The organism is Crossiella sp. S99.2 (assembly GCF_023094165.1).
In the GTDB taxonomy this organism is placed as follows: Bacteria; Actinomycetota; Actinomycetes; order Mycobacteriales; family Pseudonocardiaceae; genus Crossiella.
Window position 1 is genome coordinate 990,883 of the sequence record NZ_JALMDK010000001.1, and the last position, 22,658, is coordinate 1,013,540.

General features: G+C 71.2%; 22 protein-coding genes. 14 read left to right on the forward strand and 8 right to left on the reverse strand.

The window, feature by feature from the left end; all coding sequences use genetic code 11:
• Positions 1 to 828, forward strand: a complete 828-nt coding sequence (locus MZC64_RS47575) for a (deoxy)nucleoside triphosphate pyrophosphohydrolase (protein ID WP_282104649.1) — start codon at positions 1 to 3, stop codon at positions 826 to 828.
• Between the two features lie 3 nt (positions 829 to 831).
• Here the strand turns inward: MZC64_RS47575 and trpS are convergent, their stop codons facing one another.
• Complete coding sequence (gene trpS / locus MZC64_RS04875) at positions 832 to 1,803, reverse strand: tryptophan--tRNA ligase (protein ID WP_247755826.1); 972 nt, start codon at positions 1,801 to 1,803, stop codon at positions 832 to 834.
• A 315-nt stretch (positions 1,804 to 2,118) separates the two neighbouring features.
• On the opposite strand from trpS, the gene MZC64_RS04880 reads away from it, so the two are divergent.
• The 8 genes from MZC64_RS04880 (at position 2,119) to dapC (ending at position 11,634) form a co-directional block, all read left to right on the forward strand.
• Positions 2,119 to 2,427: a YciI family protein gene (locus MZC64_RS04880; protein ID WP_185000083.1), complete on the forward strand. Its 309-nt coding sequence runs from the start codon at positions 2,119 to 2,121 to the stop codon at positions 2,425 to 2,427.
• A gap of 389 nt (positions 2,428 to 2,816) precedes the next feature.
• Positions 2,817 to 4,733: a translational GTPase TypA gene (gene typA / locus MZC64_RS04885; protein ID WP_247755827.1), complete on the forward strand. Its 1,917-nt coding sequence runs from the start codon at positions 2,817 to 2,819 to the stop codon at positions 4,731 to 4,733.
• Between the two features lie 186 nt (positions 4,734 to 4,919).
• Positions 4,920 to 6,689 (forward strand): ABC transporter family substrate-binding protein, encoded by a 1,770-nt coding sequence (locus MZC64_RS04890; protein WP_247755828.1) that lies wholly within the window; start codon positions 4,920 to 4,922, stop codon positions 6,687 to 6,689.
• A gap of 83 nt (positions 6,690 to 6,772) precedes the next feature.
• The gene (locus tag MZC64_RS04895) at positions 6,773 to 8,596 is read left to right on the forward strand and encodes an ABC transporter family substrate-binding protein (protein WP_247755829.1); all 1,824 of its coding nucleotides are present in this window, start codon (positions 6,773 to 6,775) and stop codon (positions 8,594 to 8,596) included.
• Between the two features lie 111 nt (positions 8,597 to 8,707).
• On the forward strand, positions 8,708 to 9,586 hold the full coding sequence (mshB, locus tag MZC64_RS04900) for an N-acetyl-1-D-myo-inositol-2-amino-2-deoxy-alpha-D-glucopyranoside deacetylase (RefSeq protein WP_247755830.1): 879 nt from the start codon (positions 8,708 to 8,710) through the stop codon (positions 9,584 to 9,586).
• Positions 9,583 to 10,038, forward strand: coding sequence for a hypothetical protein (locus MZC64_RS04905; protein ID WP_247755831.1), 456 nt, complete (start codon positions 9,583 to 9,585; stop codon positions 10,036 to 10,038). The genes mshB and MZC64_RS04905 overlap by 4 nt, the downstream gene beginning before the upstream one ends.
• Positions 10,039 to 10,210: 172 nt before the next feature.
• Complete coding sequence (gene fdxA / locus MZC64_RS04910; protein ID WP_247755832.1) at positions 10,211 to 10,531, forward strand: ferredoxin; 321 nt, start codon at positions 10,211 to 10,213, stop codon at positions 10,529 to 10,531.
• Positions 10,528 to 11,634, forward strand: coding sequence for a succinyldiaminopimelate transaminase (gene dapC, locus MZC64_RS04915; protein ID WP_247755833.1), 1,107 nt, complete (start codon positions 10,528 to 10,530; stop codon positions 11,632 to 11,634). Before fdxA ends, dapC begins: the two co-directional genes overlap by 4 nt.
• Here the strand turns inward: dapC and MZC64_RS04920 are convergent.
• Together MZC64_RS04920 and dapD are read right to left on the reverse strand one after the other, a co-directional pair.
• A complete protein-coding gene (locus tag MZC64_RS04920) occupies positions 11,623 to 12,522 on the reverse strand; it encodes a CHAD domain-containing protein (protein ID WP_247755834.1) in 900 nt (299 codons plus the stop codon). The genes dapC and MZC64_RS04920 overlap by 12 nt on opposite strands.
• 20 nt (positions 12,523 to 12,542) lie before the next feature.
• The gene (gene dapD / locus MZC64_RS04925; RefSeq protein WP_247755835.1) at positions 12,543 to 13,532 is read right to left on the reverse strand and encodes a 2,3,4,5-tetrahydropyridine-2,6-dicarboxylate N-succinyltransferase; all 990 of its coding nucleotides are present in this window, start codon (positions 13,530 to 13,532) and stop codon (positions 12,543 to 12,545) included.
• A gap of 90 nt (positions 13,533 to 13,622) precedes the next feature.
• Here dapD and dapE point away from each other — a divergent pair, with 90 nt between their 5' ends.
• Positions 13,623 to 14,702 (forward strand): succinyl-diaminopimelate desuccinylase, encoded by a 1,080-nt coding sequence (dapE, locus tag MZC64_RS04930; protein WP_247755836.1) that lies wholly within the window; start codon positions 13,623 to 13,625, stop codon positions 14,700 to 14,702.
• Between the two features lie 104 nt (positions 14,703 to 14,806).
• On the opposite strand, the gene MZC64_RS04935 is transcribed toward dapE, so the two are convergent.
• A complete protein-coding gene (locus MZC64_RS04935; RefSeq protein ID WP_247755837.1) occupies positions 14,807 to 15,469 on the reverse strand; it encodes a response regulator transcription factor in 663 nt (220 codons plus the stop codon).
• A complete protein-coding gene (locus MZC64_RS48530; RefSeq protein ID WP_247755838.1) occupies positions 15,466 to 16,605 on the reverse strand; it encodes a histidine kinase in 1,140 nt (379 codons plus the stop codon). Before MZC64_RS48530 ends, MZC64_RS04935 begins: the two co-directional genes overlap by 4 nt.
• A gap of 135 nt (positions 16,606 to 16,740) precedes the next feature.
• Here MZC64_RS48530 and MZC64_RS04945 point away from each other — a divergent pair, with 135 nt between their 5' ends.
• From MZC64_RS04945 to MZC64_RS04960, 4 genes are all read left to right on the forward strand, one after another.
• A complete protein-coding gene (locus tag MZC64_RS04945; RefSeq protein ID WP_247755839.1) occupies positions 16,741 to 17,676 on the forward strand; it encodes an ABC transporter ATP-binding protein in 936 nt (311 codons plus the stop codon).
• Positions 17,673 to 18,521 (forward strand): hypothetical protein, encoded by an 849-nt coding sequence (locus MZC64_RS04950; RefSeq protein WP_247755840.1) that lies wholly within the window; start codon positions 17,673 to 17,675, stop codon positions 18,519 to 18,521. Before MZC64_RS04945 ends, MZC64_RS04950 begins: the two co-directional genes overlap by 4 nt.
• A gap of 76 nt (positions 18,522 to 18,597) precedes the next feature.
• Positions 18,598 to 19,383, forward strand: a complete 786-nt coding sequence (locus tag MZC64_RS04955) for a TIGR00730 family Rossman fold protein (RefSeq protein WP_247755841.1) — start codon at positions 18,598 to 18,600, stop codon at positions 19,381 to 19,383.
• Positions 19,380 to 19,937 (forward strand): TIGR00730 family Rossman fold protein, encoded by a 558-nt coding sequence (locus MZC64_RS04960; protein WP_247756270.1) that lies wholly within the window; start codon positions 19,380 to 19,382, stop codon positions 19,935 to 19,937. Before MZC64_RS04955 ends, MZC64_RS04960 begins: the two co-directional genes overlap by 4 nt.
• Here the strand turns inward: MZC64_RS04960 and MZC64_RS04965 are convergent.
• The 3 genes from MZC64_RS04965 to MZC64_RS04975 form a co-directional block, all read right to left on the reverse strand.
• Positions 19,925 to 20,473 carry a hypothetical protein gene (locus MZC64_RS04965; protein ID WP_247755842.1) on the reverse strand — a complete coding sequence of 183 codons (549 nt, stop codon included), beginning with the start codon at positions 20,471 to 20,473 and terminating at the stop codon, positions 19,925 to 19,927. The two genes, MZC64_RS04960 and MZC64_RS04965, sit on opposite strands and share 13 nt — an antisense overlap.
• A gap of 73 nt (positions 20,474 to 20,546) precedes the next feature.
• Entirely contained in the window at positions 20,547 to 20,987 is a 441-nt protein-coding gene (locus tag MZC64_RS04970; protein WP_247755843.1) for a VOC family protein, read from the reverse strand.
• Between the two features lie 31 nt (positions 20,988 to 21,018).
• On the reverse strand, positions 21,019 to 22,596 hold the full coding sequence (locus MZC64_RS04975; protein ID WP_247755844.1) for a CocE/NonD family hydrolase: 1,578 nt from the start codon (positions 22,594 to 22,596) through the stop codon (positions 21,019 to 21,021).
• Between the last annotated feature and the right edge of the window lie 62 nt (positions 22,597 to 22,658).

Sequence of the window (22,658 nt, forward strand, 5' to 3'; positions counted from 1 at the left end):
ATGGGTGTGTTGCGGTCCACGGTCCTCATCGACGCGCCGGTGCGGACGGTAGCGGCGGCGCTGCGGGAGGTCACGACCTGGGGGCAGGCGGTGGCCGCCGCCGGCGGCCGGTTGCAGGTCAACGCCGAGGGTGCGCTGCTGGTCCTGGGGGATGAGCTGAAGTGCGCGTTCCCGCTGCTGCCCGCGCAGCGGCTGCGGGTGGACCACGTGGACGAGCACGGGCTGAGCCTGGTCACCGACAACGGCGGCGGGGTCACCGTGCGGGTGGCCGACACCGGCGGCGGCGTGCTCGTCACCGAGAGCCTGAGCTGGAACAACCCGCTGGGCAAACTCGGCGATCTGCTGATGTTCCGCAGGCTGGTGCTGCGCCTGCTGGCCGCGCACCGCACCCAGGTGGAGCTGCGCTCGCTGGAGCTGGCCGCGGCGAAGATCGTGGTGGCCGCCGCGGTGGTGCGCGAGGGCACACTGCTGGTGCAGCAACGCAGTTACCCGATGAGCCTGGCAGGCAAGTGGGAACTGCCCGGCGGCCGGGTCGAGCCAGGGGAGACCGAGGAAGAAGCGCTGGTCCGGGAGTGCCACGAGGAGATGGGCGTGGTGGTGCGCCCGCTGGGCAGGCTCGGCCCGGACATCCCGCTGCCCGGGGTCGGCCTGCTGCGCACGCACACCGCGTGGCTGGACGCCGCGGACGTCCAGCCACGCGCGGTGGAGCACCGGGCGGTGCGCTGGGTGGCGGCGGCGCACCTGGCCGGACTCGACTGGGTCGCCGCCGACCGGGTGCTGGTGCCCGCCCTGGTCGCGCTGACCGAGCAGGTCAGCGCGGACCAGTGACCTTCAGCGCAGGCCGGTGACCTTCAGCACCGCGTCCAGCCGGTGCCGGCAGCGGGCCCTGGCCCGTTCCGCGCCGTGCGCGCGGATCTGGTCCAGCTCGGCCGGATCCGCGAGCAGCGCGGTGGTGCCCTCGCGCACCGGCCGCAAGGTCTCGACCACCGCCTCCGCCGTCTGCTCCTTCAACTCCGCGTAGCCCCGGATCTCCCCGGCCAGCTGCCGCGGATCTCGGTCGGTGCAGGCGCCGAGGATGTCCAGCAGGTTGGTCACGCCCGGCTGCCGCTCCGGGTCGTGCCGGACCTCGCCGAACTGGTCGGTCACCGCACGTTTGATCTTGCGGCGCACCAGTTCCGGCGGATCCATGACCAGCACGGTGCCGGACTGGTCGCCGCTGGACTTGGACATCTTCCGCTCCGGCGCGGCCAGATCGGCCACCCGGGCGCCTACCCGAGGGGTCACCGCCCTGGGCACGGTCAGCACCTCGCCGTACGTCGCGTTGAAGCGTTTGGCCAGCGTGCGGGCCAGTTCCAGGTGCTGCCGCTGATCATCGCCGACCGGCACCTCATCCGCGCCGTGCAGCAGGATGTCCGCGGCCATCAGCACCGGGTAGGTGAACAACCCGGCCCGCACCCCGTCCTGGCCCTTGGCCTTCTCCTTGAACTGGGTCATCCGGGCCAGCTCGCCGTAGGACACCACGCACTCCAGCACCCAGGTCAGGGCGCCGTGCTCCTCGATGAGGTCCGATTGGGTGAAAACGCACGCGATGTCCGGATTCACGCCGGCCGCCAGCAGCATCGCCAGTTGCTCTCTGGCACGGGCTCGCAACACGTTCGGGTTGTGCCGAATGGTCATCGCATGCAGGTCAACGACACAGAAAAGATCATCCGGACCGTGCTGGGCAGCCCACTGCCGGAGCGCGCCGAGGTAGTTGCCGAGGTGGGTCAGGCCGGTCGGCTGGATGCCGGAGAACTGGGTCATCGAGGGTCTCCTCGCGGGTTCGTGCGCCGCCGCGGGGACCGGATGTGCTGCATATACACCACAGGCCGCCTCGCAGCGGCGGCCTGTGGTCAGGATGGGTGCGCGTGACTAGGGCCGCCGGTGGGCGGCCCGCCAGAGACTGGACATCAAGCGCATGAGGAGCATCCTAGACCATCACGGTTCGGCCGAACGTGTCCGATGACACATCGTGCTCGCCGACACGGTGGTAATACCCCGGCAGGGGGGTGTTAAGAAAGCGTATAAGTCGAAATGGCCATGTGATCCAAACTCGGTTCACGGGCGTATTTTCAAGTTATGTACATCGTGCTGCTGAACTACACCGTCTCGACCGACGAGGTCGATTTGGTACTGCCGGAGCATGCAGCGTGGCTCGACCGGCAGTACGCGGCAGGCAACTTCCTGCTCTCCGGCCGTTGCCGGACCCTGGGCGCCCGTCATGACCGGCTGATCGTCACCCGCCCCATGGTGCGCGGTCACCTGGACGCCATCCTGGCCACCGACCCCTTCAAGCTGCGCCGAGTGGTCCGCCACGAGGTGATCGACTTCGAAGCCTCCCGCACCGCGCCCGCACTGCTCGCCTACAACGAGTTGCTCGCGAGCTGAGTCCAGCAGTCCGTTGCAGCCCGTCACACCGCTACGTCCACCATTCGCCGGCTCCCGTCGGCAGCCCCCGGCAGGTATTCCTGTCCGCTGTGCCCGGCGGGGCCACAACTCCATGTTTCTTGCTATTTCTTTAACTTCTCTTTGGCCTTTTTGAGAGCCAGTACCGGACATCGTTTACAACGCGGTTTTGAGCGGCAGCACTTCTTCTTGACCTTGCCCACGCGGTGGCTCCCACTCCCTTAGGTTCGCCTCATAGTAGGTTAGGCTTACCTGATCAACTAGGGGATCCGTCCGGCGAGGTGCTTCCGGGCGGATAGCATGGGGTGGGCTACGAAGCGGCGCAGAAGCCGGTGGCCATCTCCCAACAGGCAGATTCCGAGGAGTTTCGCGTGCCCACCGCCGCGCCGGCCACCGTCAGGACCGATCTTCGCAACATCGCCATCGTCGCGCACGTCGACCATGGCAAGACCACTCTCGTCGACGCGATGCTCCGGCAGTCGGGGGCCTTCGCCGCCCGCGCCGAGCTGGTCGACCGCGTCATGGACTCCGGTGAACTGGAGCGCGAGAAGGGCATCACCATTCTCGCCAAGAACACCGCCGTGAAGCGACTCACCCCCGAGGGGGTCATGACCATCAACGTGGTCGACACCCCCGGCCACGCCGACTTCGGTGGTGAGGTCGAACGCGGCCTGGCCATGGTCGACGGCGTGGTGCTGCTGGTGGACGCCAGCGAGGGCCCGCTGCCGCAGACCCGGTTCGTGCTCCGCAAGACCCTGGCCGCCGGTCTCCCGGTGATCCTCGTGGTCAACAAGGTGGACCGGCCGGACGCGCGCATCTCCGAGGTGGTCGAGGAAACCCACGACCTGCTGCTGGAGCTGGCCTCCGACCTGGACGCCGAGGGCGTCGAGCACCTGGACATGTCGGCCGTGCTGGACCTGCCGGTCGTCTACGCCTCCGCCCGCGCGGGCAAGGCCAGTCTGGAGCAGCCCGCCGACGGCGGCCTGCCGGACACGGAGAACCTGGACGTCCTCTTCGACGTGCTGCTCGAGCACGTGCCGCCGCCCACCGGCGACGCCGAGGCCCCGCTGCGCGCCCTGGTCACCAACCTGGACGCCTCCGCCTTCCTCGGCCGGATCGCGCTCTGCCGCATCCACGCGGGCCAGATCCGCAAGGGCGAGTGGGTGGCCTGGTGCCGCGAGGACGGCACCACGCAGCGAGTCAAGATCACCGAGCTGCTGATCACCGAGGCGCTGGAGCGGGTGCCCGCCGAGGTCGCCTCCGCCGGTGACCTGGTGGCCATCGCGGGCATCCCGGAGATCACCATCGGCGACACCCTCGCCGACCTGGACAACCCGGACCCGCTGCCCCGGATCACCGTGGACCAGCCCGCGATCTCCATGACCATCGGTGTGAACACCTCCCCGATGGCCGGCCGCAACGGCGGCGACAAGCTGACCGCCCGCCTGGTCAAGGCCCGGCTGGACACCGAACTGGTCGGCAACGTCTCGATCAAGGTGCTGCCCACCGAGCGTCCGGACACCTGGGAGGTGCAGGGCCGTGGCGAGCTGGCGCTGGCCATCCTGGTCGAGCAGATGCGCCGCGAGGGCTACGAGCTGACCGTGGGCAAGCCGCAGGTGGTCACCAGGACCATCGACGGCCAGCTCTGCGAGCCGTTCGAGCGCCTGACCGTGGACACCCCCGAGGAGCACCTCGGCTCGGTCACCCAGCTGCTGGCCAACCGCAAGGGCCGGATGGAGAACATGTCCGGCCACGGCTCCGGCCGGATCAAGCTGGACTACGTGATCCCGGCGCGCGGCCTGATCGGCTTCCGCACCGAGTTCCTCACCGAGACCCGCGGCGCCGGCATCGCCAACCACGTCTTCGAGGGCTACTTCCCGTGGGTGGGCGAACTGCGCACCCGGCACACCGGCTCGCTGGTGTGCGACCGCACCGGCGCGGTCACCAGCTACGCGATGATCCAGCTGGCCGACCGCGGCACCTTCTTCGTGGAGCCGGGCGCCGAGGCGTACGAGGGCATGGTCGTGGGCGAGAACCCGCGCTCGGAGGACCTCGACGTCAACGTCTGCCGGGAGAAGAAGCTCACCAACATGCGCTCCTCCACCGGCGACGAGCTGGAGCGGCTGGCCCGCCCCCGCAAGCTGAGCCTGGAAGAGGCCCTGGAGTTCTGCTCCAGCGACGAGTGCGTCGAGGTGACCCCGAGCGTCATCCGCGTCCGCAAGCTGATCCTGGACAGCACCCTGCGCGGCCGCGAGCGCTCCCGCGCGAAGACCCGCGACAAGGCGTGATCTGAAAGTCTGACCGGACGCCCCCGCGGGCCGCTGTTCGCGGGGGCGTCCGCTTTTCGAAGGGCCTCCCGCACAACCTGAAGCGGGGTTCAGACGTCCCGTTCACAGGGCTTCGACTACGGTCTGGGAGCCTCTGCACCACCAGCCTGGCGTTGGCTGGGGTGATCATCCAGGGAGGAGTGCCGAGTGGGCTCGGCCGCATCCAGGACACGGCGTTTCGCCTTCGTCCTGCTGGGCGTCAGCGTGCTGGCCGCCTGCACGAGCACCCCACCGCCGCCGCTGGTGACCTCCGGCGCGCAGGGCGGGCCGACCAAGGTGATCGACGTCAACGAGGTGCTGGTCGGTGTCGACCGGCTGGCGCGCGGGTTCAACCCGCACGCGCTGGCCGACCAGTCGGTGGCCACCACCGCGCTGGCCACGCTGATCCTGCCCTCGGCCTTCCGGCCCGGCCCGGACGGCGTGCCGCGGCCCGATCCGGCGGTGCTCAACAGCGCCCAGGTCACCAAGAGCGAGCCGTTCACCGTCACCTACTCGCTGCGCAAGGACGCCTCCTGGTCCGACGGCGGGCCGATCGCGGCCGAGGACTTCGACTACCTGTGGCGGCAGATGACCACTCAGCCGGGCACGGTGAACCCGGCCGGCTACCGGCTGATCAGCAACGTGATCTCCCGGGACAGCGGCAAGACGGTCGAGGTGGTCTTCAGCAAGCCCTACCCCGGCTGGCGCTCGCTGTTCCGCAACCTGCTGCCCGCGCACCTGCTCAAGGATGCCTTCGGCGGCTGGAACGCGGTGCTGGACACCAGTTTCCCGGCTTCCGGCGGCCGGTTCTCCATCCGGCAGCTCGACCTGGTCCGCGGCGAGGTGGCGCTGGAACGCAACGACCGCTACTGGGGCACCCCGGCCACGCTGGGCCGGATCGTGTTGCGCCGCACCGATGTGCCCGGTCTGACCGGGGCGCTGCGCAGCGGCAACGACCAGCTCGTGGTGCTCACCCCTGACCAGGCGGCGATGGAACAGCTCAACGCGCTCGGGCCGGTGGCCAAGCTGACCACCATCCCGCGTGGCAGCACGGTGCAGCTGCTGCTGCGCCCGGTCAGCCCGGTGCTGGCCGATGTCCGCATGCGCACCGCGCTGGTCAGCGTGATCGACCGCAACGCGCTGATCGCCGCGGGCACCGGCAACGGCCCGGCGGCCAACCAGCGGGCCGACGCCCAGATCTACGGGCCGGTGCAGGCCGGTTACGCGCCGACCATGCCCGCGGACAGCCCGGCGGCGCGGCCGGATCACGGCCGGGCGGACGCGCTGCTCACCGAACTGGGCTACCGCCGGGACGCGGCGGGCAAGTGGGCCAGGGAGGGCAGGCCGCTGGGCATCACCATCGGCGCGCCGACCGACCGCGAGCCCTACGCCTCGCTGGCCGGTCTGATCCGGCGGCAGCTGGCCGATTTCGGCATCGACGCCAAGATCACCAATTCGGGTGGCGACCAGCTCTTCGGCGAGATGCTGCCCAGCACCCCGCCCACGGCCACCAGCACCACCGCGCCGAGCAGCAGCACCAGCGCCCCGCCGACCTCCACCACCGGCACGCCCAGCGTGGACGCGGGCGTGGTCGACCTGGCGGTGGTGCCGCAGGTGGTGGACGGCGATCCGGCCACCGTGCTGGCCTCCGGTTTCGGCTGCCCCGCCGTGCCGACCGACCCCCCGGCCAACCCGGCCGGGTTCTGCGACCGCACCCTGCAACCGGTGATCGACTCCGCGCTGACCGGGGCCGCGCCGCTGGCCCAGGTGCTGCCCGGGATCGAGACCACGCTGTGGCAGCAGGTGGTCGCGGTGCCGCTGTTCCAGCTCGCCGACGTGCTCGCCACCGGAAACGAGGTCACCGGGGTGGACCCTGGCCCGCCGTTCGCCGGTCCGTTCACCACGGCCAACACCTGGAAGCGCAACCTGCCCAAGTAACGCTCCGCATAACGGCATCACCCTTTGGTCACGATCCGTGGCCTGATGGTGACCGCCGCTGCAGGTCTCCATAACCTCCGCACGTGTCCCTGTCAACGGTAGGAGTACCCGTCCGCGCGCTTGTGGCGGTCCTGACCTGCCTCGCGCTGGTCGCGGGCGCCTGTTCCTCCGCGACGGACGACGCCGGCCTCAACGGCGACAGCCAGCGCACCGGCGCCAAGGGCCGCGAGGCGGGCTCCGACCGCTACAAGCTGCCCGCGGTGCGCTCCGGCGGCGAGGTGGTCATCGGCCACGACCTGCCCTACACCGTGTTCAACAACCAGGTCGCCGACGCCGGCAACTTCAACAACACCCTGGTGCTGACCCCGGTGCTGGCCGGTCCGTTCGTGCACGACGACACGCTGCTGCCGCTGCTCAACACCGATGTGATGCTCAGCGTGGAGCTGACCTCCACCGCCCCGCAGGTGGTCACCTACCGGATCCGGCCGGGCGTGCAGTGGTCCGACGGCGCGCCGTGGGACTGCGACGACTTCTACCTGGCCTGGCTGGCCCAGAGCGGCAAGGCGGTGCGCAACGACGCCACCGGCGCCCCGGTCTCCGGCCCGGATGGCAAGCCCGCCAAGTACTTCCGGCCCGCGGCCAGCACCGGCTACGAGCTGATGACCCCGCAGTGCAAGGACGATCTGACCTTCGTCACCACCTACGACAAGCCCTTCCCTGACTACAAGAGCCGCTTCGACGCCACCCACCTGATGCCCGCGCACGTGCTGGAGCGGGAGACCGGCATCGCCGACATCACCAAGGTCGGCCCGAACTCCCCGGACGCCGAGCTGGAGAAGGCGTCCAAGTTCTGGAACACCGGCTGGACCGGGTTCAGCCCGCGGCTGATGCCCGGCTCCGGGCCGTACCGGATCGAGAGCTGGCAGCCAGGCTCGCAGGTCCGGCTGGTGCGCAACGAGAAGTGGATCGGCAACCGGGGCGGCCCGGCCTCGGTGGTGCTGCGCAGCGAGGCCGATCCGGCCAACCAGGTGCGCGCCCTGCAGGAGAACAAGATGCAGGTGATCGCGCCGCAGCCGGATCCGAACACCGCGGCCACCCTGCGCGGCCTCGGCGCCCAGGGCGTGAAGTACTCCGCCGGCGGCGGGCTCACCTTCGAGCACCTGGACCTGAACTGGCGGCGGGCGCTGTTCCAGGACAAGGCGGTCCGGCACGCCTTCGCCCAGTGCGTGCGGCGCGGGGAGATCGTGCAGAAGGTGGTGCGCGGCGTGGACCCCTCGGCCAAACCGCTGAACAGCCTGCTGTTCCTGCCCAGCGAGGACGGCTACCGGGACAACTACGGCAACTTCATGCTGGACAGCCCGGAGGAGTCGGTGAAGACGCTGCTGGCCGCGGGCTGGCGGCGGGACGGCCGGTACTTCGACAAGGGCGGCAAAACGCTGGAGATCCGGATCAGCCACAACGGGCTGCCCCGGCGCAAGCAGACCGTGGAGCTGATCCAGGCCTCCTGCGAACTGGCCGGCATCAAGATCGTTGATGACACCGATCCGGCCTTCCTGGACGGGCGCAACAGCCGGGGCGACTACGACGTGGCGCTCTTCGGCTGGGTGGGCACCCAGTGGAAGTCGGACAAGAAGGGCATGTACGCCAGCACCGGCGGGCAGAACTGGAGCGGCTGGTCGAACCAGACCGTGGACGCCGAGCTGAACCAGGTCGGCTTCGAGCTGGACTCGGCCAAGCGCACCGACCTGCTCCAGCACGTGGACCGCACGCTGGCCGAGGAGATCACCTCGCTGCCGCTGTTCCAGGTGCCCACGATGGTCGGCTACCGGGACACCATCGACAAGGTCACCTACCACCCGCGGCTGGGCGTGACCTGGAATGTGGCCGAGTGGGAAGTCAGCGACTAGGTGTCAGCGCAACCCTGATGGCTGAATGTCGCGCAGCGTCACACTGAAGAGTTACCGCGCTGTGGTGACATCTGGCAAAACGGTTCAACTCTGAGCCACTAGGCTATTCCGGTGACACTGACCGCCCCACCACGGTTGCTGCTGGTACACGCTCATCCGGACGACGAGAGCCTGTGGACCGGTGGCACCATCGCCCGTTATGCCGCCTATGGCGCGCATGTGACCGTTGTCACCTGCACCCTGGGCGAAGAGGGCGAGGTCATCCCCGAAGGCCTGCGCGGCCTCGGTCCGGAGGCCGCCGACCAGCTCGGCGGCTACCGGGTCGGCGAACTGCGCGGGGCCTGCGCCGCCCTCGGCGTGATCGACCACCGCTTCCTCGGCGGCATGGGCCGCTGGCGGGACTCCGGCATGGCCGGGACCGCGGCCAACAAGCACCCGCGCTGCTTCGTCGCCGGTGACCTCGACGAGCAGACCGCGGCCCTGGCCGCGATCCTGCGCGAGGTGAAGCCGCAGGTCGTGGTGACCTACGACAGCTTCGGCGGCTACGGCCACCCGGACCACATCCGCGCGCACGAGGTCACCATGGCGGCCACCGCCGAGGTGCCCGGCATCGACCGGGTCTTCCACACGGTGACCGCGCGGGCGCACCTGGACCTCGGCGTGGCCGGGCTGAAGGAGCTGGACAGCCTGCCCTTCCGGCTGCCCGAGGACGGCGAGCTGCCCGCGGTGGACGACGCGCTGATCACCACCTCGGTGGACATCGCCGATCACGTACCTGCCAAGCTCAGTGCGCTGCGCGCGCACGCGACCCAGGTGCAGGTGTGGCAGGGCAACGACGGCGCGGCCGCGTACGCCCTGTCCAACGGCATCGCCCAGCCGGTGCTGGCCACCGAGCAGTTCGTGCTGGCCCGCGGCAGCGCCGAGGGGATCGCCACCGACCTCTTCGGCGGGGGAGGTGCACCCGGCACGGACGGAGGCGGGACACGGTGACCGAGGTCGAGGAGCTACCGGTCGAAGAGCGACGACGACGGCCGCTCCTCGAACGCGTGGCCGTGCTGGCCAACCCGGTCGTGCTGGTGGTGCTCATCCTGGACGCGGTGCTGCTGGCTTGGCTGGAGCTGCTCTTCCTGCCGCTGCGGGTGTGGGACTTCTGGCCGGATGTGCCGCGTGCCTACAACTGGCCGCTGCCGGTGACCATCCTCATCGCGGCGGTCACCACGCCCTGGCTGGTGCTGGCCGCGGCCAGGTGCAGCAGCCGGATGATCGTGGTCGCGCTGCCGTTCCTGGCCTGGCTGGGCGCGGTGGTCGTCTTCGGCGTGGCCGGGCCCGGCGGGGACGTGCTGCTGACCGACGACTGGCGCTCGCTGGTTCTTCTGTCAGTGGGTTCACTGGCCGGAGCGGCCGCCCTAGGCACCCGACTTACCCTGCCGCAGCCCCGCTGACCTGGGCACTATCACCTCTTTGTTCTTCTGGCGGCAGAAGATAGGCGCACCTAATTTCGCTGTGAGCGAGCCCACCAGGTGTGATTGTCACCGGCGGGCAAGGAATACTTGCCTGGTGTCGCGCTGAGCCCGACAGCGCGGCTGGAACGGACCAAGGAGCAGGAGACCTGCTGTGACCTACGTGATCGCCGAGCCCTGCGTCGACGTGCTGGACAAGGCCTGCATCGAGGAATGCCCGGTCGACTGCATCTACGAGGGCGACCGGATGCTCTACATCCACCCGGACGAGTGCGTCGACTGCGGCGCCTGCGAGCCGGTGTGCCCGGTGGAGGCCATCTACTACGAAGACGACACCCCGGATCAGTGGAACCAGTACATCAAGGCCAACGTGGACTTCTTCAGCGAGCTTGGCTCGCCGGGTGGGGCCTCGAAGGTCGGCAAGGTTTCCGCTGACCCGGACTTCATCAAGGCGCTGGAGCCCAGGGGCGAGTGAGCACCTCAGCCACACCGGACCGCTTCACGCTGCCCGACTTCCCGTGGGACTCGCTCTCCGGCCACGCCGCCCAGGCGCGTAAGCACCAGGGCGGGGTGGTCGACCTGTCCGTCGGCACCCCCGTGGACGAGGTTGACGGGAAGCTCCAGGCCGCGCTGAACTCGGTCGCCGGGATCCCGGGCTATCCGACCACGCACGGCACCGCGGAACTCCGCGAGGCCGCCGTCGGCGCGATGGCCCGGCGGTTCGGCGTGACCGGCCTTGACCCGGCGGCGGTGCTGCCGACCATCGGGTCCAAGGAACTGGTGGCCTGGCTGCCCACCCTGCTCGGGCTGCGGCCCGGCGATGTGGTGGCCCTGCCCGAGCTGGCCTACCCGACCTACGAGGTCGGCGCGCGGCTGGCCGGGGCCGAGGTGGTCCGGCTGGCTGATGGCCAGGCCCCGCCGCCTGGCACGAAGCTGGTGTGGCTGAACTCCCCGTCCAACCCCACCGGCCGGGTGCTGCCGGCCGACCGGCTCGCCGAGGCGGTGCGCGCCGCCAGAGCCGTCGGCGCGGTCGTCGCCTCGGACGAGTGCTACCTGTCGCTGGGCTGGGACGCGCAACCGGTCTCCGCGCTGCACCCGGAGGTCCGCGACGGCAGCCTGGACGGGCTGCTCGCGGTGCACTCGCTGTCCAAGTCCTCCAGCCTGGCCGGCTACCGCGCCGGGTTCCTCACCGGGGACCCGGTCCTGGTGGCGCGGTTGCTGGAGATCCGCAAGCACGCCGGGATGATGGTGCCCCGGCCGGTGCAGGCCGCGGTCACCGCGGCGCTGGCCGACGACGAGCACGTGGCGCGCCAGCGGGAGCGGTACCGGGCCCGGCGCGAGGTGCTGCTGCCCGCGCTGAAGGCGGCCGGGTTCACCGTGGAGCACTCCACCGCCGGTCTGTACCTGTGGTCCACCCGCGGCGAGGACGCCTGGGACACGGTGTCCTGGCTGGCCGAGCGCGGCATCCTGGTCGCTCCCGGCACCTTCTACGGGCCCGGTGGCGGCAAGCACGTGCGGGTGGCGCTGACCGCCTCGGACGAGCGGGTGGCGGCTGCCGCAGAGCGCCTACAAGGCTGAGCGGCCGGTCTGTTCGAGGGTGAGCCAGACCGTCCACCAGGCGGCCCGGCGGCTCACCCGGCGGGCCTCTTCCCGTTCGACCAGCCTGCCGCCCACGAAGGCCAGGTCGAAGTCGATCACCTCGCCGTGCGCGCCCAGCAGTGCCCGCACCCGGTCCTGGGCCACGCAGGCGTCCTGGTGCTCGCCGAGCACGTCCTGGAAGTCGGTGGTCGCCTTGAGCAGCGGCCGGATCTTCTTGCCCAGCAACGGCAGCGCCAGTTCGGCGGTGTAGCGCAGCCGTTTGCCGTCGATGCGCAGCGCGTGCAGCACGTCGTCGACCGGTTCCGGTCCGGCCTTGGCCACCGCGCGGGCCAGCCGGTCGAATTCGCCCCGTACCAGCCCGGAGAGCGCGGTCAGCGTGTCCACCGGTGGTCCGGGCTCGGTGCTGGCCGCCTCGGCCGCCAGCGCGCTCAGCAGCCGCTGGTAGCGCTTGGCGTCCAGGGCCTGGTGCAGGGCGGCGCGGGCCTGCTCGCGTTCCGCGTGCAGTCCGGCGACCAGGGTGTGCACGGCGGCGCGTTCCTCGTTCGGGAAGTGCTCGGCCTCGGCGGTGAGCCGTTCGAGGAGCACGTCCAGATCGCGCACCGGTCCGAGCGCCCGGCCCAGCCAGCCGAGTTCGGCCCGCAGCCGGTCGGCGATCTTGCGGTCCAGGAACGGCCGGGCCGCCTTGAGCATGGCCCGCAGCCGCCGCACCGCGACCCGCATCTGGTGCAGGTCCTCGGCATCGGCCCCGGAACGGGTCCCGGCCTCGTGCTCTTTCAACGCGGCGAGCCGGGCCTCCAGTGCCGCCCGCACGTGCAGGTGCACCGGATCGCCCGGCCCGAGCTTGGCTTTCCGTGTGATCTTCGGCACCCAGCCGATGCTAGTGGCCGTTAGTCGTTTGCGTGCAAGGCGGAGTTGAGTTCCACCCCGGTGCCCTTGCGCGCCTTGACGATGACCGCTCCGGTCACCGAGTCGCGGATGAACAGCAGCCCGGTGGACCCGGACAGCTCGCCCGCCTTGACCGTGGATCCGTCCGGCAGCGCCACCTTGGTGCCCGCGGTGACGTAGAGCCCGGCCTCCACCACGCAGTCATCGCCGAGGGAGATGCCGATGCCCGCGTTGGCCCCGAGCAGGCAGCGCTTGCCGATGCTGATGGTCTGCTTGCCGCCGCCGGAGAGGGTGCCCATGATCGAGGCGCCGCCGCCGACGTCGGAGCCGTCGTCCACCACGACCCCGGCGGAGATCCGGCCCTCGACCATGGAGGCGCCCAGGGTGCCGGCGTTGAAGTTGACGAAGCCCTCGTGCATCACGGTGGTGCCGCTGGCCAGGTGCGCGCCCAGGCGGACCCGGTCCGCGTCGCCGACCCGGACGCCAGCGGGCAGCACGTAGTCGACCATCCGCGGGAACTTGTCCACGCTGTACACGGTCACCGGGCCGCGCCCGCGCAGCCGCAGCCGGGTCGCCTCGAAGCCGGGTACCAGGCAGGGGCCGTGGTTGGTCCACACCACGTTGGCCAGCAGCCCGAACATGCCGTCCAGGTTCTGCCCGTGCGGCTGGACCAGCCGGCTGGAGAGCAGGTGCAGCCGCAGGTAGACGTCGTGCGCGTCCAGGGGCTGGTCGGCCAGCTTGGCGATCGCGGTGCGCACCGCGACCACCTCGACGCCGCGGGCGGCGTCCGGGCCGAGCAGCGCGGTCACGTCGGGCCCGAGCGCGGTCGCGGCGTCCTCGGCGGAGAGCCGTTCGGTGCCGCCCTGGCCCGGCTCGCCGAGCGTGGGCTCGGGGAACCAGGTGTCCAGCACGGTGCCGTCAGCGGCGATGGTGGCCAGGCCGACGCCGTACGCGCCGGTGACCTGCGGATCAGTGGTCTGCTCGGTGCTCACCGGAGCATGGTAACCGGTGCACCCGGGTAGCGGTCCTTACCGGGGGTCCGCAACCGGCCGCGGCACCCGGCGCTGGGTAGCCTGCCGGGCGTGACCACGCGCCTTGACCTCGCCGCTGACCCGATCGAGCTGACCGCCGCGCTGGTGGACGTGCCCAGCGTCTCCGGCAACGAGGCCGCCCTGGCCGATGCCGTGGAGGCCGCGCTGCGCGAACAGGCCCCGCACCTGGAGGTGCTGCGCAACGGCGACACCGTGCTGGCCCGCACCAACCTGGGCCGGTCCTCCCGGATCATCTTCGCCGGGCACCTGGACACGGTGCCGATCGTGGACAACGTGCCGCACCGCCGCACCGGCTCCGGGGATGACCTGGTGCTGCACGGCTGCGGCACGGTGGACATGAAGAGCGGCGACGCGGTGATGCTGCACCTGGCCGCCACCGTCACCGAACCCGCCTACGACCTGACCTTCGTCTTCTACGACTGCGAGGAGATCGAGGCGGTCCGCAACGGCCTCGGCCGGATCGAGCGCGAGCTGCCGGAGTGGCTGGCCGCGGACCTGGCCATCGTGTGCGAGCCCAGCGGCGCGGTGATCGAGGCGGGCTGCCAGGGCACCATCCGGATCGAGGTGCGCACCAGGGGCAAGCGCGCGCACACCGCGCGGGCCTGGATGGGCAGCAACGCCATCCACGCCGCCAGCGAGGTGCTCAACCGGCTCACCGGGTACGAACCGCGGGTGCTGGAGATCGACGGCTGCACCTACCGCGAGGGCCTGCAGGCGGTGAAGGTCAGCGGCGGGGTCGCGGGCAACGTGGTGCCGGATGACTGCGTGGTCACCGTCAACCACCGCTTCGCCCCGGACCGCACCCCGGAGCAGGCCGAGGCGCACCTGCGCGAGCTGTTCGCCGGCTTCGAGGTCGAGGTGGTCGACGTGTCCCCCGGCGCGCTGCCCGGCCTGCACGCGCCCGAGGCCAAGCAGCTGCTGGCCGCCTCCGGCGCCGACCCGGTGGGCAAGCTCGGCTGGACCGACGTGGCCCGCTTCGCCGCCCTCGGCATGCCCGCGGTCAACTTCGGCCCCGGCGACCCGTCCCTCTCCCACACCCCCGAGGAACACGTCCCCGCAGCCAAGATCACCCACTGCGCCGACGTCCTCCGCCGCTTCGTCACCGGCTGACCCACCCGCGTTCGCCGGACCGCGCGTACGACTTGGCCCAACTCGTACGCCCGGTTGGGCCAACTCGGCGTACGAGTTGGCCCAAGTCGGCGGGAGAGTGGTGGCTAGGCCGGGCCGAGGCCGGACTGGAGGGCGAAGACGACCAGCTGGGCGCGGTCGCGGGCCTGCATCTTCAGCATCGCGCGGCTGACGTGCGTGCGGACCGTCTCGCTGCTCACCACCAGCTGGGCGGCGATCTCGTCGTTGGACATGCCGGTGGCCACCCAGCCGAGCACCTCGCGTTCCCGCTCGGTCAGGTGCGCCACGCCGGGGTGGCTCACCCGCGGCGGGCCGCCGGGGCGGGTGAAGCGGGCGATCACGCTGCTGGTCACCGAGGGCGAGAGCAGCGAGCCGCCGGTGGCCACCACCCGGACCGCGCGCAGCATCTCCTCGGGCTCGGCGTCCTTGAGCACGAACCCGCTGGCCCCGCAGCGCAGTGCCTCGAAGACGTACTCGTCCAGCCCGAAGGTGGTCAGCATGACCACCCGGACCTCGTTGAGCGCTGGGTCGGCGGTGATCTCACGCAGCGCGGCCAGCCCGTCCTGCCCTGGCATCCGGATGTCCATCAGCACCACATCCGGCTTCAGCTCGCGCACCCTGGCCACGCCACTGATCCCGTCCGCGGCCTCGCCGACCAGCTCGGTGTCCGGCTCGCTGCCCAGCAGGGTGCGCACGCCGACCCGCACCAGCGCCTGGTCGTCCACGACCACCACCCGGATGACCTTCACACGCCCTCCCCGTCCAGTGGCAGCCGCGCCGCGACCGCGAAGCCGCCGCCAGCGCGGGGGCCCGCGGACAGTGTGCCGCCCAGCGCCTCGGCCTGGGCGTGCATGCCGCGGATGCCCGTGCCCGCGCCCGCCGGGACTCCGCCACCCGCGCCGCCGGTGTCGGTCACCTCGACCAGCAGCGCGTCCGCGGTCCGGGTCAGGCTGATGTGCGCGGTCGCGCCCAGCGCGTGCCGGAGCACGTTGGTCAGCGCCTCCTGCACGATCCGGTAGGCGGCCGCGTCCACCGGCTGCGGCAGTTCGCCCGCGGCCCCGTCCAGGGTGATCTCCACCCCGCCTGCCAGCACGCGGTCGATCAGCCGGGGCAGGTCGGCCAGGCCGGGCGCGGGCCGCAGTTCGGCCGCGCCGGGACTGCGCAGCGCCTCCAGCGCGAACCGCAGGTTCTCCAGCGATTCCCGGCTGGTCGCGCGCACCGCCTCCATCGCGGCCCGCGCCTCGCCAGGGCTGCGTTCCAGCACGTGCAGCGCCACCCCGGCCTGCATGGCGATCACCGCCAGCCCGTGCCCGATCGAATCGTGCAGGTCCTGGGCCATCCGCAACCGCTCCTCGGAGACCACCCGGCGGGCCTGCGCCACCCGCACGTCGGCGCGGGCGGCCCGGCGCATCCGGATCGCGGTGCCCAGTACCAGCGCGGCGGCCAGGATCAGCACCCAGACCAGGGTGACGGTGAACAGCCGGACCAGGTCGCCGAGGGTGTTCTCCTGCAGGTGCTTGGTGAACATCGCGATGATCAGCACACCGAGGTAGGCCGACACCGCGACCAGCGCGCGTTTGACCGGCCAGCGGATCGAGACCAGGCAGACGATCGCGGGCACGGTGAACAGGATCGGCCCCCATGGGTAGCCCAGGGTCAGGTACAGCGTGACCGCGACCCCGTTGGCCGCCAGCGCGGGCGCGGTCCAGTGCCGGGCGGCCAGCGCGCCGGCGGCCACCACGATCAGCAGGTAGGCCAGGAAGTCCGGCCTGCTCGACTCGGGCTGGAAGAAGGCGGCGGCCTGGGTGCCGATCAGGCCCGCGGCCAGGAACGGCAGGGCGGGCCACACGTCCCACAGGGTCGGCCGGTCGGCTTCGGTGCTCACGTCAGCAGACGATAGGAGCGCGGGCCCGATCCGGCGTCCCCACCGGCGCGTACCCGGGCTACGCGATCCCGCGTAGGCGAGCAGCCGCCGTCACGGTGACGACCCGGCAGCACCCGTGCGCCCAGGCTTCTCGGCATGACAACGCAGCTGAGCACGGCAACCCTGGCGCCGCCGGAGACACCGGCGGTGCGCACCCGGAAACTGACCAAGCGCTACGGCGCGCACCTCGCGGTGGACGGGGTCGAGCTGACCGTGCGCCGCGGCGAGGTCTACGGCTTCCTCGGCCCCAACGGCGCGGGCAAGACCACCACCCTGCGGATGGTGCTCGGCCTGGTCCGGCCCACCTCCGGCTCGGCAACCGTGCTCGGCGAACGCGCGGGCACCCCGGCGGCCAACCGCCTCATCGGCGCGCTGATCGAGGGGCCGGGTTTCTTCCCCTACCTCAACGGCCGGGACAACCTGCGGGCGCTGGCCCGGCACCGCGGCCTGCCGGATGCCCACGTCGAGGCGGCCCTGGACAAGGTCGACCTGAGCGGCCGCGGCAAGGACCGGTTCACCTCCTACTCCCTGGGCATGAAGCAGCGGCTCGGCGTGGCCGCGGCCCTGCTCGGCGATCCGGAACTGCTGATCCTGGACGAGCCCACCAACGGCCTGGACCCGGCCGGGGTCAGCGATATGCGCGCGCTGATCGCGGAGCTGTCCGCGGCCGGGCAGACCGTGCTGCTCTCCAGCCACCAGCTCAGCGAGGTGCAGGAGATCTGCGACCGGGTCGGGGTGATCTCCCGCGGCAGGCTGGTCACCGAGTCCACCGTGGGCGAGCTGCGCGGCTCCGGGCGGCTGCTGGTGCGGGCCGATCCGCTCGATGTCGCGCTGGCCGTGGGCATGCGGGTGGCCGGTGAGCACAACGTGTCCATTGTGGACGGTGCGCTGCAACTGCGGGTGGATCCACAACGCGCGGCCGAGATCAACCGCGCGCTGGTGACCGCGCGGGTGGACGTGCACGAGATCCGGCCGTCCGAACGCTCGCTCGAAGAGGTCTTCTTCGAGATGACCAAGGAGGACAACCGATGAACGCCATGGTGGCGACCAGCCGGGCGGAACTGTTCCGGCTGCGCAAGTGGCCCGCGGTCTGGGTGATTGGCGGCGCCTGGCTGGTGCTCAACATCATCTTCGTCTACGTGTTCAACTATCTGTCCTATGTGGACGGTTCCGGTTTCGCCGCTGGCACGCCCAAGGAGTTGCTGCTGGAGCGGTTGCTGCCGGCCGGGGTGCCGGTCGGGCTGGCCCAGGGCACGCCGATGTTCGGCGGCGCGATCATGCTGACCCTGGGCGCGCTCGCCGCGGGCAGCGGATTCGGTTGGGGCACCTGGAAAACCGCGTTCACCCAGGGCCGTGGCCGGCTGAGCGTGCTCGCGGGCATGGTGGCCGGACTGGCCCTGGTGGTGCTGACCGTGGTGCTGACGACGCTGGTGGTGGACCTGGGCATCTCCACCGCGGTCGCGCTGGCCGAGGGCCAGGAGCTGGTGTACCCGGGTATCGGCCAGGTGCTGCGCGCGGTCGCCGGGGCGCTGCTGGTGCTGGGCATGTGGACCTCGGCCGGGGTCGCCCTCGGCACGCTGTCCCGCAGCCCGGCGCTGGCCGTCGGCCTGGGCGTGGTGTGGGTGCTCGCGGTGGAGAACCTGCTGCGCGGGGTGGCCGGGGCGCTGGACTGGCTGGCGCCGGTCACCGATGTGCTGCCGGGTTCGGTGGCAGGCTCGCTGGTGGCCGCGCTCGGCGCGACCCCGGTGTCCCAGGGCGGCGCGCCCGGCGTGGTGGACACCCTCACCGCCTGGCCCGCGGTGGGTCTGGCCTGCGCGTACACCCTGGCCTTCGCCGCGCTGACGGTGTGGCTGGTGCGCCGCAGGGATGTCGGCTGAACCCGCAGGAGACCGGCCCCGGGGCGAGGACGCCCGGGGCCGGTCCGCGTTCTCCGGTCTCACTAGGCTGTGTGCTATGACGCTCGACCCCAAGGACCTCGCGTCCAGCCCCGAAGTCGATGTCCGCGAGAAGCAGCGAGGCCCGGTCACCCTGCGCCGCTCCAGCAGCGTGGAGGCCACCACCACCGATCAGCGCCTGCTCGACTCGCGCGGTCCGTCCGACTGGGTGCACACCGACCCGTGGCGGGTGATGCGCATCCAGGCCGAGTTCGTCGAGGGCTTCGGCGCGCTGGCCGAGCTGCCGCGCGCGGTCACCGTGTTCGGCTCGGCCCGCACCCCGCGAGACCACCCGGAGTACGAGACCGGCCGACAGCTGGGCAAGGCGCTGGCCGAGGCCGGGTTCGCCTCGATCACCGGCGGCGGCCCCGGCGCCATGGAGGCGGTCAACCGCGGCGCCCAGGAAGCGGGCGGCAAGTCGGTCGGCCTCGGCATCGAGCTGCCGTTCGAGCAGGGCCTCAACCCCTGGGTCGACCTCGGCGTCAACTTCCGCTACTTCTTCACCCGCAAGACCATGTTCGTGAAGTACTCCCAGGCGTTTATCTGCCTGCCCGGCGGCTTCGGCACCCTGGACGAGCTGTTCGAGGCGCTCACCCTGGTGCAGACCAAGAAGGTCACCAAGTTCCCGGTGGTGCTCTTCGGCACCGAGTACTGGCAGGGGCTCTACGACTGGCTGCGCGATTCGGTGGCCAAGTCCGGCAAGGTGGGGGACAAGGACCTCGCCCTGCTGCACCTGACCGACGACATCGACGACGCGGTGCGCGTGGTCGAGGAGGCGTACAAGGCCTGGGAAGACGCGCACTGATGAGGGTCTGCGTCTTCTGCGGTTCGTCCCCTGGCAAGGGCGAGAAGTACGTCGAGGCCGCCAGGCGGCTCGGCACGGTCCTGGCCGAACAGGGCGTGGAACTGGTCTACGGCGGCGCCAGCGTCGGCACCATGGGCGTGGTGGCCGACGCCGCGCTGGCCGCGGGCGGGCGGGTGCAGGGCGTGATCCCGCAGGGCCTGTGGGACCGCGAGGTGGCCCACCACGGGCTCACCGAACTGCACGTGGTGGCCGACATGCACGAGCGCAAGGCCAAGATGGCGGCCCTCTCGGACGCCTTCATCGCGCTGCCCGGTGGCCTGGGCACCTTCGAGGAGCTGTTCGAGGTCTGGACCTGGGCGCTGCTCGGCATCCACCGCAAGCCGATCGCGCTGCTGGACGTGGACGGCTACTACCAGCGGCTGCGTGAGTTCGTGAACCACGCGGTCGAGGAGGAGTTCGTCGCGCCCAAGTACCGCGACCTGGTCTTCGTCGAGGAGGACCCGCTGCGCGCGCTGAAGACCTTCGCCGAGCGTGGCGCCGGTCAGCCCGGCTGACTCAGCGGTCGGCAGGTGACGCAGTGGCGGTCCGGCGCCAACCGGGCCGCCTCGGCGTCACTGAGCCGCCGCTGTCCCGGGTGCCAGGAGTAGCGCGCCTCGTGCACGTACTGCTGCAGGCTGCGCCCCGGATGCGTCGGCCCGGCGCCGGGCACGGTCGGGCAGTCCCAGCGGTGCAAGGTGCCGCTGTTGACCAGGAACGGATACCGCCCCGCGTCCGCGAACCGCCGCCGCGCCTGCTCGAACTCGGCCAGCGCCCGCCGGTACCCCTCGGCCCGGTCCTCACACCGCGGACAGCACCCGCTGTTGGGCACACAGGCCCGCGCCGCCGCGAGCAACTCCGCCCGCGCCTCCGCCGCCGAGGTCCGCCCACCCTCGATCGCCTCCAGCAACCGCACCACCACCGGCAGCTCGACATCCCAGCCGAACCCCGGCACATCCCGCCGCCGCTGCGAGGACCACCCACCCCAACTCAGCGCCACATCCTCGTGACGCGACTCAGCCAGCTCAATGTCCACCCGGAAGCTGCGCGACATGGGCCCGCACTCTAGGAACCCAGCCCTTTCCCCGGACGGGTGAACCCCCCTGGTGGCGGAGCGTGGCCACTGCTCAGGCCACGCAGAGCTGGTTGTCCTCCGGGTCCAGCAGCACCACGAAGTCCAGTTCCCCGTCCCACTCCACCCGCCGCAGCACCCGGCCACCCGCGGCCACCAGCCGCGCCACCTCGGCCTCGATCAGCGGCGCCCGCTCCGCCGCCGGCCGGGTCCGCCCGCCGCTGACCTTGAGATCCAGGTGGATCCAGTTCTTGCCGGCATGTTTTTCCGGGACCTGCTGCAAGAAAATGTTCGGCCGGTGACCCTCGGGGTCGCACAGGTAGGCGCCGTCGAAGAAGTCGTCGGTGTCCTGGTAGCCCTTGAAGTCGAAGAACGCCTGCCAGCTGGCCCAGCCTTCCGGGGGTGGCTGCTTCACGTAGCGCAGCGCCACCTCCCAGAAGGCGGACATGGTGACCGCGTCCCGGCAGTCGATGGTCAGGTTCCAGGTGGTCGGCATGGCGCGACGCTAGACCCGGCCACCGACAGCCTCAGCCCAGCGGCAGGTCCAGGCGGGACGGGTTGTTCGCGGGGGAACTGAAGGTGACCGAGCCGCCGATCTTGCTCTCGCCGCGGTACAGGCCGTCCACGGTGTCCAGCACGACCGCGATCCGGTGACCGGCCGGCACCGGGTGCACCAGCGGGTCCAGGCTGATGTCGATGGTCTTGGCGGTGCCGGGAGCCACGTCGAGCAGGGTGTGCGGCTGGTGGGTGAGCAGGCGGCCGGTGCCGGTAAGACCGACGTCGTACAGGTAGGCCACCACGGTGCTGCGGGCGCTGCTCGGGGTCACCGTGACGTGCAGTTTCGGCGTGCCGCGGACGGTGGCCGGACTGGTCAGGACCGGGGTCTGCCAGACGCCGGCGTTGGTGCGCAGCACGCCGGGGAGCCAGGCGAACTGGGGGATGCCCAGGGCTTCCGCGCCGCCGGTGAGGATGGCGGTGCCGCCGTTGGCGATGGTGTCGATGCCCGCGCCGATCTCGTGCGACCAGCCGGTGCGGGCCGAGCCGGCCAGTTCGCCGGTGCGGTCCACCACGGGGGTCAAGCCGGAGAGGTACAGCTTCTTCGGCGCGGCCTCCAGCGCGGCCCAGCTGTCATAGCCCTTCCAGCTGCCGCCCAGGGTCGGGCGGACCTGCACCGGAGCCTCCTTGTCGATGCCGTTGGCCGCGCCGCGCAGGTGGCGGTCGAACCAGCGGTGCACCGAGGTCCAGGTGTCGTTGGGCAGCCCGATCAGGCCGGTCAGCTCCGGGACGGCGTGATCACCGGGCTGGAATTCCAGCCGCTTGGGCACCTGGAGCCGGTTGTAGAAGTCGGCGATCTGGCCGGCCGGGAACAGGCTGTCCGACCAGCCGTTGGCGATCAGCACCGCGGGTTTGTTCGCGTTCAGCCCGGCCAGCTGCTGGGCGGGGCTGCGCTCGGGCGCGAGCTTCATCGCCTCGACCCGGTCGTTGCGGTCGTAGGCGGCCAGGGTGTCGTTGAGCTTCTGGCCGGGGCGGCCGGTGAGCTTGCCGGCCAGCGCGAGCAGGCCGATCGCCTGCTGGCTCCAGGTCTGGTTGGGCAGCAGCGCGGCGGCCAGGTCGGCCCAGGCGCTCAGCGCGGCCACCGCGCGCACCCGCTTGTCCTTGGCCGCGGTCAGCATGCTGATCCCGGCGCCGTAGGACACCCCGGCCAGACCGATCTTCGCGGGGTCGGCGCTGGTGTTGGCCAGCACCCAGTCGATTGCGCTGGAGGCGTCCGAGATGTCCTCCGGACCGGCCACCTCGATGGTGCCGCCGGACTCCCAGAACCCGCGGGTGGTGTAGCTCAGCGCCACATAACCGGCCTCGGCGAGCTTGCGGGTCTGCGCGATGTACTCCAGGTTGTTGACGCTCCAGCTGGAGATCAGCACCACCGCCGGATGCGGCCCGGGTCCAGCCGGGCGGAAGACGTGCGCCCCCAGCTTCGTCCCGTCCTTGCCGGTGATGGTCAGGAACTCCGGTCCCGCCGGAGCCGCACTCGCCACGGGAGCGAGCGAACCGCTGGTCACCAGCGCGGTCAGCGCTGCCAGCAGGAGTAGGACGAACCGACGCATGTGACCTCCATTGGCCCTTACCGGTCAGTAGGACAAAGTGATCGGGGACACAAAGGTGACGC